Source organism: Micromonospora sp. GCM10011541, from assembly GCF_042650725.1.
GTDB classification, from domain to species: domain Bacteria; phylum Actinomycetota; class Actinomycetes; order Mycobacteriales; family Micromonosporaceae; genus Micromonospora; species Micromonospora sicca.
The window spans coordinates 542,633-551,499 of record NZ_JBHSBP010000055.1 but is presented as its reverse complement, the minus strand read 5'-3'; the positions used below and the strand labels follow the sequence as shown (position 1 = coordinate 551,499).

At 72.2% G+C, this 8,867-nt stretch carries 8 protein-coding genes and 5 tRNA genes; 4 read left to right on the top strand and 9 right to left on the bottom strand.

From position 1 onward, the window contains the following. Nucleotides 1-297: 297 nt before the first annotated feature. Entirely contained in the window at nt 298-1,944 is a 1,647-nt protein-coding gene (locus ACFOYX_RS24645) for a PKD domain-containing protein (protein WP_322442797.1), read from the bottom strand. 348 nt (nt 1,945-2,292) lie between these two features. After that, nucleotides 2,293-2,823 (bottom strand): PadR family transcriptional regulator, encoded by a 531-nt coding sequence (locus tag ACFOYX_RS24640; protein ID WP_322442798.1) that lies wholly within the window; start codon nt 2,821-2,823, stop codon nt 2,293-2,295. A 56-nt stretch (nt 2,824-2,879) separates the two neighbouring features. Between ACFOYX_RS24640 and ACFOYX_RS24635 the strand changes: the two genes are divergently transcribed. Beyond that, nucleotides 2,880-3,656 carry an alpha/beta hydrolase gene (locus ACFOYX_RS24635; protein WP_322442799.1) on the top strand — a complete coding sequence of 259 codons (777 nt, stop codon included), beginning with the start codon at nt 2,880-2,882 and terminating at the stop codon, nt 3,654-3,656. A 167-nt stretch (nt 3,657-3,823) separates the two neighbouring features. Here ACFOYX_RS24635 and ACFOYX_RS24630 read toward each other — a convergent pair. Together ACFOYX_RS24630 and ACFOYX_RS24625 are read right to left on the bottom strand one after the other, a co-directional pair. Beyond that, nucleotides 3,824-3,898 (bottom strand) — tRNA-Val (locus ACFOYX_RS24630). A 61-nt stretch (nt 3,899-3,959) separates the two neighbouring features. Beyond that, nucleotides 3,960-4,032: transfer RNA gene (locus tag ACFOYX_RS24625), tRNA-Gly, on the bottom strand. Nucleotides 4,033-4,182: 150 nt separating this feature from the next. Here ACFOYX_RS24625 and ACFOYX_RS24620 point away from each other — a divergent pair. Further along, nucleotides 4,183-4,422 (top strand): DUF6458 family protein, encoded by a 240-nt coding sequence (locus ACFOYX_RS24620; RefSeq protein ID WP_109804583.1) that lies wholly within the window; start codon nt 4,183-4,185, stop codon nt 4,420-4,422. A gap of 106 nt (nt 4,423-4,528) precedes the next feature. On the opposite strand, the gene ACFOYX_RS24615 is transcribed toward ACFOYX_RS24620, so the two are convergent. Continuing rightward, the gene (locus tag ACFOYX_RS24615; protein ID WP_322442800.1) at nt 4,529-5,347 is read right to left on the bottom strand and encodes an isocitrate lyase/phosphoenolpyruvate mutase family protein; all 819 of its coding nucleotides are present in this window, start codon (nt 5,345-5,347) and stop codon (nt 4,529-4,531) included. Between the two features lie 69 nt (nt 5,348-5,416). Here ACFOYX_RS24615 and ACFOYX_RS24610 point away from each other — a divergent pair, with 69 nt between their 5' ends. Beyond that, a complete protein-coding gene (locus tag ACFOYX_RS24610) occupies nt 5,417-6,397 on the top strand; it encodes a helix-turn-helix domain-containing protein (protein WP_322442801.1) in 981 nt (326 codons plus the stop codon). A gap of 71 nt (nt 6,398-6,468) precedes the next feature. On the opposite strand, the gene ACFOYX_RS24605 is transcribed toward ACFOYX_RS24610, so the two are convergent. From ACFOYX_RS24605 to ACFOYX_RS24595, 3 genes are all read right to left on the bottom strand, one after another. Beyond that, a tRNA-Val gene (locus ACFOYX_RS24605) sits at nt 6,469-6,543 on the bottom strand. 13 nt (nt 6,544-6,556) lie between these two features. Next, nucleotides 6,557-6,627, bottom strand: a tRNA-Cys gene (locus tag ACFOYX_RS24600). A 34-nt stretch (nt 6,628-6,661) separates the two neighbouring features. Next, a tRNA-Gly gene (locus ACFOYX_RS24595) sits at nt 6,662-6,734 on the bottom strand. Nucleotides 6,735-6,938: 204 nt separating this feature from the next. Between ACFOYX_RS24595 and ACFOYX_RS24590 the strand changes: the two genes are divergently transcribed. Further along, nucleotides 6,939-7,541, top strand: a complete 603-nt coding sequence (locus ACFOYX_RS24590) for a TetR/AcrR family transcriptional regulator (protein ID WP_322442802.1) — start codon at nt 6,939-6,941, stop codon at nt 7,539-7,541. A gap of 65 nt (nt 7,542-7,606) precedes the next feature. Here the strand turns inward: ACFOYX_RS24590 and ACFOYX_RS24585 are convergent, their stop codons facing one another. Continuing rightward, entirely contained in the window at nt 7,607-8,800 is a 1,194-nt protein-coding gene (locus ACFOYX_RS24585) for an alkane 1-monooxygenase (protein ID WP_322442803.1), read from the bottom strand. Nucleotides 8,801-8,867 lie beyond the last annotated feature (67 nt).

Below are 8,867 nucleotides of genomic sequence, written 5' to 3'. Positions count from 1 at the left end.
ACGCCTACGCCCAGTGGGAGCAGCAGGCCGCCCACCTCGTCGCCCAGCACTGGAACAGCTGACAAGCGAACAACAAGCAAAAGCCGCTGGCCGGCACCCCGGAGACACGGGGTGCCGGCCAGCGGCGTTTCCACGTACAAACACAAGACCGTGACCACCGGGCGGACGGTGACCAACGTCAGGGCTGGGGGCGACCGTCCCCGGCGCAGGGATCAAGCCTGACCGCCCGGAGCCGGGGACGGTCGCCCCCAGCCCCCAACCGCAACCGCAACCGCAACCGCAACCGCAACCGAAGAATCAGACCGGCCGGAGGATCAGAGTCCACGTCGTCGTGGTGGTGCTGGCGGCCGCGCCGGAAGCGGTCAGGCCGCCGTAGCTGCCGGCCGGCACCGTGCTCCCGGAGTCGGCGAGCAGCGCGGTGACCCGTCCCCCGCCGGTCTGCGAGCTGTTGCTGCGCACCTCCACCCCGGGCGGCGGGGTCAGCGCGGTGGAGAGCCCGTCGCCGTGCATCCAGTACGACACGCCCCAGCTCTGCGCCGCGGTCACCGTCGCGTACGGGGTGACCCGGGCGGCGGAACTGGCCGGGTCGGTGGCCCGGGCGAAGGTCGGCGCGACGGCCTCCACGCCCCGGTAGGCGGCGACGACCAGGTTGCCCTTGGACTGCGCGTCCAGCGCCACCCGTACCGTCGATCCGGCGTCGCCCTCGACCGCGACCTTCCACCAGGCCGTGGTGGTGGCGAAGCCACCGTCGAACCGGTCCAGCTGGGTCCAGCCGGTGACCCCGGTGGGTTGCCCCGTGCCAGCGTGGGTGTTCTGGCTGAGGAAGAGCAGCAGGGTGTCCCCGGGCTGCACGGTCGACGGCACCGTCACGGCGTGGCTGGTCCAGTTGGCGTTGGCGGTGGCCTGACCGACGAAGGCGATCCGCTCGGCGACCGGCGCGACGGTGACCTGGGCGGTCGCCGTCCCGGTGGCGCCCCGGTCGTCGGTGACGGTGAGCGTGACCGGGTAGGTGCCGGCCGCCGCGTACGTGTGGGAGGTGGTCGGCACGGAGACGGTGTCGGCGGTGGATCCGTCGCCGAAGTCCCAGCGGTGGTCCTGGATCGCGCCGTCGGCGTCGGTGGAGCCGGCGGCGGAGAAGGAGCAGACCAGCCCGGAACACGACGGCGCGAGGTTGGCCACCGGCGGCTGGTTGGCGGTGCCGCCCGCCCCCTTCAGGATCTTGACGTAGTCGATGTCGCCGGCGAAGTAGTCGCAGGTGACCTTCACGCCGTCGCACTGGCTCTTGCCGCCGATGGAGAACTGCCAGTTGTTCGCGATGGTGCCGGTCGGCCCGGTCAGCCGGCTCTTCCGCACCCCGTCGACGTGCATCTCCACATAGCTGGAGGTGCGGTTGCAGGTGACCGTGTGCCACTGTCCGTCGGCGATCGACACGTCGGTGTAGCCGGTACGCGAGGAGCCGTCCCCGCCGCGGAACAGGCACTTCGGCTTGCCGCTGGGCGCCTCGAACTTCCAGTAGCCGCCGGCCGTGTTGCCCTGCCCCTTCTGGAGGATGTTGCCGAAGGAGTATGTCGTCCGGTAGCGGATGGTGAACGAGAAGTCGCCGGCGTCCGGGTTGAACTCGGTGCTGTGCGGGACCAGGTTGACGTGCCCGGGGACGTACTCCATGTCGGTGGGCAGGTGGGTGGCGAACCGGTGGACTGTCGCACCGTCGTACCGGGCCCCGGTCACCACCTCGGCGCCGATCGCGCCGTTCCGGCCGTTGCCGCTGCTGTCCTGGAGGACGGTGGCCCCGGCCGGCTCGTCCATGCTCCAGAACGCCACCGTCCGGGTGGCGGTCGCCTGCGCGGGCGCGTCCGCGACCACGATGCCCACTGTGGTCAGCAGGGCGGCGGCGCCCAGCCGACCGACCGTAGGCCGCCAACGTCGTCCCGTGCCTGACCGCATGCGATAGCCTCCCTGGTCCGCGAGCCCTCACCCTGTCACGGGCCGGGCCAGCCGTTCCATGGCCCGTTGGGCGGATCCGGGAGCCATCGTCGGCGGTGCGGGATGACCGATGTGGGCAAGGGCGGGGGGCCGGTCGCGGTCGGCCGGGACCGACTGATGGGACGGGCCCGGCGATCGGCCCGGCACGCGCGACGAGCGGCCGGGAGGCCCGGAAACCCCCCGCAGAGCACGCACGTGGACCGGCCGGCCCCAGGGCCCGGTCACCGCGCTCCACGCCGAGCGCACGCAGGCCTGCGGCCGGTCGGGCGAGCCGGACGGCGGACTCGGACACCGACCGCACCCGTTCTCCTATGAGACCTGGGTCAGGGTCGCCAGTGTCTCGCGAAGCCACTTCAGCTCGGTACGCGTCGTCGCGGTGGCGATCGTGAACAGCCCTTGTCGGAAGGGGTCGTCGAAGTCGGCGGCGCGCAGTGGCCGATCGCCGTCCCAGAAGAAGCTGGCTGGCTGCGTGAGGAAGTCAAGCCGACGCTGCAACACGGCGGCCTGTGCCGCCGGGTCATCCAGGTGGTGCAGGAAGGCCAGCAGGGCAAACCACCTGTTTTCGTCGGTGATGAACAGCTCGTCGGGTTCACGGAGCCGGTCGAGCAGCGCTTTCCTGCCTTCGGAGGTCAGCGACAGCATGTGCCGGGGTGCGGCAACCTGGCCGGGTTGGAGTTCCCGGGTGAGCAGCCCTGCGGCTTCCATGCGCTTGAGCAGGGGGTAGAGGGTGCCGTCGGCGATGGGGCGCACGTGTCCGGTCAGGGCGGCGATGCGTTTCCGCAGGTCGTACCCGTGGAGCCGCTCGTCGTAGAGGAAACCGAGGATCACCAGTTCCAGCATGATCTAGATCATACCTCGTTGCCATGATACCTCGGATACGAGATATCTTTCCCGCTATGCATAGCGCTCAGATAGCTCCTGACGGGTCCCGCATTCGCTGGGCGGAGATCCCCGGCGCCCAGCCGACTCGCGTCTACATCCACGGCCTGGGAGCCAGCTCGACGCCGTACTACGCCCAGCCGCTCGCGCATCCAGCCCTTTCCGGCCACCGCTCGCTCCTCATCGACATGCTGGGCTTCGGCATCAGCGACCGGCCGGCCCATGCGGCGTACACGCTGGAAATGCACGCGGACGGCCTGGCCCGTGCGCTGGAGCAAGCCGCGGTGAGCGACGCCGACGTGGTCGCGCACAGCATGGGCGGCACGGTCGCGATCATGCTCGCCGCACGCCACCCCCAGCTGGTACGCCGGCTCGTGCTCGTCGACCCCGCCCTCGACCCGGTGCACCCGCTGCCGACCAGGAAGCGACCGGGCAGTTCCGGCATCGGCGTCTATCACACCGAGAAGGAGTTCCTCGACCACGGCTGGGACGAGACGCTGGAGTTCGTCGGGCCGGAGTGGGCGGCCACGATGCGACTGGCCGGGCCACAGGCGCTCTACCGCAGTGCCATGAACCTGCTGCGCGGCACCATGCCCACGGTGCGCGAGCACCTGGACGAGCTGACCATCCCCCGCACGCTCCTGTACCCGGCGGCTGACGGGCCGCGCTTCGACGCAGACCGGCTCGCGGCCTCGGGTGTCGAGGTGGTGGCGATTCCCAACTGCGGCCACAACATCATGCTGGACAACGTGGCAGGCTTCGCCCTCGCGGTTAGGGCCGCCCTCCGTGACTAGGACTCCATCGCGCGCCTTCCGCCGCGCGTGATGGGGACGATGCACGCTGCGGTTCGCGCCCGGCTGACCGGCCACGCCCGTCCTGGCGGACTCCTGGCTGATGCTCCGAACATGAGGCCCAGCTCATCGAGCCAGGCCGTCAAAAGAGGTAGATATCCGAATTTTACTGGTGGGCGATACTGGGTTTGAACCAGTGACCTCTTCCGTGTCAAGGAAGCGCGCTCCCACTGCGCCAATCGCCCGCGCGCGCCGGCTGGAGAGACCAGCACCGACGACGGTCGACCCCGGGAGGGGCGGATCGCGAGCGGACGACGGGATTCGAACCCGCGACCCTCACCTTGGCAAGGTGATGCGCTACCAGCTGCGCTACGTCCGCGTGCCGCTGATTTGCGTCGGCGACGGGGGGAACTCTACCCGATCGCAAGATCGCTCGGGACGCCCCCACCCCGGCCCGGTGATTGCGCCGCTGACCACCTGGGTACTGACTGCGTTCGACAGCGCACCACGTCCCCTGAAGGAGGCTGTCGTGGGAATCGGTACCAGCATCTTCCTGATCGCGGTCGGCGCGATCCTCACGTTCGCGTTGGACGCCAGCATCGGCGGGGTCAACCTCGACGTCGTCGGCTGGATCCTGATGGCCGCCGGCGTGCTCGGCCTCATCATGACGACCCTGGTCTGGGGCCGTCGCCGCGAGGTGGTCAGCACCACCGAGCCGGTCGAGTACCGGCAGGTCGAGGAGCGCCGGGACGTCGGCCCGCCGCTGTGACCCGACCGACCCGGGGCCGGCGGGGCTGATCGGTCGCGGGACACCACGAACGCGTACGAGGTGGGTGCGGGCCGCTACGGCCGGGCACCCACCTCGTGTCCCGTTTTCAGCCGCGCATCAGCTCGTTCAACGCGCCGTAGTCGAACGCGCCGGCCAGCGCGTCGTACGTCCCGGCGCCGAACGTCTCCTCGGCGGCCCGGCGGGCCACCGCGTACGCGGCCTCGGCGACCGAGGAACCGAGGCTGATCCGGGCCACCCCGAGGCGGGCCAGCTCGGGCACCACCGGGGCGCCCGGCCCGGCCAGCACGTTCAGCGGGGCCGGAATGGCCGCGACCAGGGCGGCCACCGTCTCCGGGTCGACCGTCCCGGGCACGAACACCCCGTCCGCGCCGGCGGCCAGGTAGGCCCGGGCCCGCGCCACCGTCTCCTCGACGCCGCCGACACCGCGCAGGAAGGTGTCGATCCGGGCGTTGACGTACAGCGGCACGCCGGCCTGCTCCGCCGCGGCCCGGACGGCGGCCAGCCGGGCGCACTGGTCCGCCACCTCGCGCAGCGGCCCGCCCCCGTCGTGGCGGGCGTCCTCGACGTTGACGCCCACCGCCCCCGCGGCCACCACCGCCCGTACGGTCGCGGCCACCTCGTCGGCGGTGTCGCCGTACCCGGACTCGATGTCGACGGTGACCGGCACCGGCACCGCGGCGGCCACCCGGCGGACCAGGTCGACGGCCGCCTCGCGGCCGAGGGCGTCGCCGTCCGGCGCGCCGAGGCTCCAGGCGACCCCGGCGCTGGTGGTGGCGACCGCGCGGGCGCCGGCGGCCGCGACGATCCGGGCGCTCGCCGCATCCCAGGCGTTCACCAGGACCAGCGGTTCGCCGGGGACGTGCAGGGAACGGAAGTGCAGGGCTCGGGTGTGTTGATCGTTCACCCGGCCAGTCTGGGTCCGCGCCACCGACGGACGTAATGTTTCAGTCCCAGCTGAAACGAGGAGGGCGGCATGGTCGCCATCGGCCTGTCGGCGAACGCCGTGGCGCGGGTCCGCTTCGCCCTCTCCTGCCTCTGGGAAGTCGTCGCCAGCGTGCGGGTCCTCCGCGATCCGGGCGACCACGCGGTCCACCTGCCCTGGATGAACCGGGTCCGGCCCCGGCTGGCCGAGGCCGGGCTGGCCGGCCCCGACGCCGGCCTGCTCTGGCACCTGGTGCCGCCCGCGCCGGGCTACCTGGCCGACTTCCTCACCCCGCCGCCGGCCGGCCTCACCCCCGACCTGGGGCAGGAGCTGGCCGCGCTGCGCGCCACCCCGCCCGACACGGTCCGCGCCCAGCTCGACCTCTACCCCGGCGCCCGGCCACCGGCGCTGGCCGCCCTGTACGCGGACCCGGCGGACGGGCTGCGCCGGCTGGCCGAGGAGATCGGGACGTACTGGCGGCTGGCCCTGGCCGCGGACTGGCCCCGGATCCGGGCGCTGCTCGACGCGGAGGTGTTCCGGCGGGCCCGCCGGCTGGCCGAGGAGGGCGCCGCCGGGCTGCTCAACGACCTGCACGAGCGGGTCCGTTGGGAGGGCGACGCCCTGCTGATCAGCCAGCGGCACTGCGCCGCGCCGGACGTGCCGGAGGGCAGCGGGCTGGTCCTGGTCCCGTCGGTCTTCGTCTGGCCGTCCGTGCTCAGCATCGCGGCGGGAGACGTACCGCAGCTGGCGTACCCCGCGCGGGGCCTCGGCACGCTGTGGGAGTGCCCGTCGGCGGCGCCGGACGCCCTGGGCGCGGTGCTCGGCCGCGGTCGGGCCCGGCTGCTCGCCGAGCTGGACGCGCCGCGGTCGACCACCGAGCTGGCCCGGCGGACCGGCATGTCCCCCGCGGGCGTGTCCCAGCACCTCGCCACGCTGCGCGCCGCGGGCCTGGTGGTGACGCACCGGGCCGGGCGGTCGCTGCTGAGCAGCCGGACGCCCGTCGCGGAGGCGCTGCTGACCGCCCCGGGGTGAGCGGGCGGGCGCCGGGGGAAACAGAAAGGCTCGTCACCGTTGTCCGGTGACGAGCCGTCTGCTCATCGAACTGGTGGGCGATACTGGGTTTGAACCAGTGACCTCTTCCGTGTCAAGGAAGCGCGCTCCCACTGCGCCAATCGCCCTCGTCAATTGCCGAGGTGGAGACGGGATTTGAACCCGTGTACACGGCTTTGCAGGCCGTTGCCTCGCCTCTCGGCCACTCCACCGAGGTTGCCCCCGTCATGCGTGGCGGCAGCTCCGAGCGGACGACGGGATTCGAACCCGCGACCCTCACCTTGGCAAGGTGATGCGCTACCAGCTGCGCTACGTCCGCGTGCCCCCGGTTGTTTCCGGGTGACGGATGAGAACTTTAGCCGAGGCCGGGAAGGGTTGCCAAATCGGGGGGTCCCCCGGCGCGTCCCACCCGGGCTGGACCGAACTCGCCGGAGGAGTTCTGTCGGGTTTGCGACTCGCTGTCCGGTCCGCCCGGCCGAGTCGGTAACTCCCTGTGCTCATATCGATGGGCTACGGTAGCGGCGTGACGAGACGCGCCGCCGAGATCCGCCTGGATGCCCTGCTGCGCACGGCCTGTGACGTGATCGTGGAACGTGGCCTCGCCAACACCCGCACGGCCGACGTGGCCGAGGCCGCCGGGGTCAGCCAGGCCCTGGTCTTCTACCACTTCGCCACCAAGGAAAGGCTGCTCGCGCAGGCGTTCGCGTACGCCGTCGAGCAGGACCTGGCCCGGCTCGACGCGGTGGTCCGCTCCACCGCCCCGCCGCTGACCAAGCTGCGGCGGATGCTGCGCCTCTACACCCCGGCCGGCCGGTCGACCTCCTGGTCCATGTGGATCGAAGGGTGGGCCGAGTCGCTGCGCACCCCCGAGCTGGAGAAGGCGTCCCGCCGGCTCGACCTGCGGTGGCGGCAGGACCTGGCCAAGGTGATCTCCGACGGGGTGGCCGACGGCACCTTCGAGTGTGCCGACCCGGCCGGCGCAGCGTGGCGGATCAACGCGGTGATGGACGGCCTCGCGGTGCAGCTCGCGGTGCACGAGCGGGTGCTCACCCGCCGGCAGCTCACCGAGTGGATCCGCCTGGTCGCCGCCCGCGAGCTCGGCCTGGAACCCGCCCAGCTGGACTGATCCCGGCCGCCCGGCGCCGGCCGCCCGCCCTGATGGTGCGACGTCCGGCCGGCGCGGCCAGGGGGTCAGCCGGCGTACGGCTCGGGGGTGGGGGCCGCGGGGCGACGGCGCTGGCGCTCCCGCAGCCGGCGCAGGGCCGGCGGGTAGACGTTGGCCCGCTCGAGGTCGCCGCCGTAGTGGGCGAGCACCCGGTGGTCCATCACCCGCCGCCAGAGCGGCGGCACCAGCGCGGTGACCACCATGGTGGCGTAGCCGGCCGGCAGCTGCGGCGAGGAGTCGAAGCTGCGCAGCGTCTGGTAGCGGCGCAGCGGGTTGGCGTGGTGGTCGCTGTGCCGCTGGAGCTGGAAGAGGAAGACGTTGGTGACCGTCCGGTCGCTGTTCCAGCTGTGCCGCGGGTCGACCTTCTCGTACCGGCCGGCGGCGGTGCGCTGCCGGGCCAGCCCGTAGTGCTCCAGGTAGTTCACCACCTCCAGCAGCGAGAAGCCGACCACGGCCTGGAGCAGCAGGAAGGGCAGCACCCCGGGGCCGAAGGCGAGCATCAGCACCGCGTAGAGGACCAGGGTCATCGCCCAGGCGTTGAGGATGTCGCTGCGCCAGGTCCAGGGGGTGCGACCGCGAAGGCGGAACCGGCTCGTCTCCAGCCGCCAGGCCGAGCGCATGCTGCCCCAGACCGTACGCGGCCAGAACGCCCAGAAGCTCTCCCCCAGCCGCGAGCTGGCCGGATCCTCCGGGGTGGCGACCCGGGTGTGGTGGCCGCGGTTGTGCTCGACGTAGAAGTGCCCGTAAGCGGTCGGCGCGAGGGCGACCTTGGAGAGCCAGCGCTCCACCGACTCGCGCTTGTGCCCCAGCTCGTGGGCGGTGTTGATGGCGATGCCGTCGACCACGCCGACGGTGGCGACCAGACCGGCGCCGCCCAGCCAGGACAGCTCGCCGCGGGCCCACACCGCGCAGCAGAGGACCAGGGCGGCGTACTGGGCGGGCAGGTAGAGGTAGGTGAGCCAGCGGTAGTAGCCGTCGGCCTGCAACCGGGGCACCGCCTCGTCGGGCGGGTTGCGCCGGTCGTCACCGATCAGCAGGTCGATCACCGGGATCAGGCCGAAGACGACCACCGGGGTCAGCCACCAGGCCCAGGCGCCGCCGGTGGAGTGCCAACCCAGCCAGCCGACGAAGGGCAGCACCGGGACGAGCAGGGCGAGCGGCCAGAGCGGCTTGCGGGTGTCGCGCCAGGCGAGGGGCATCGCGTCGGTGCCGCTACTCATCGTCAGCCTCCGATCTATTGACTCCTCTCCAGACTGTGGCAGCCATCACGCCCTTTTACAAGAGGCT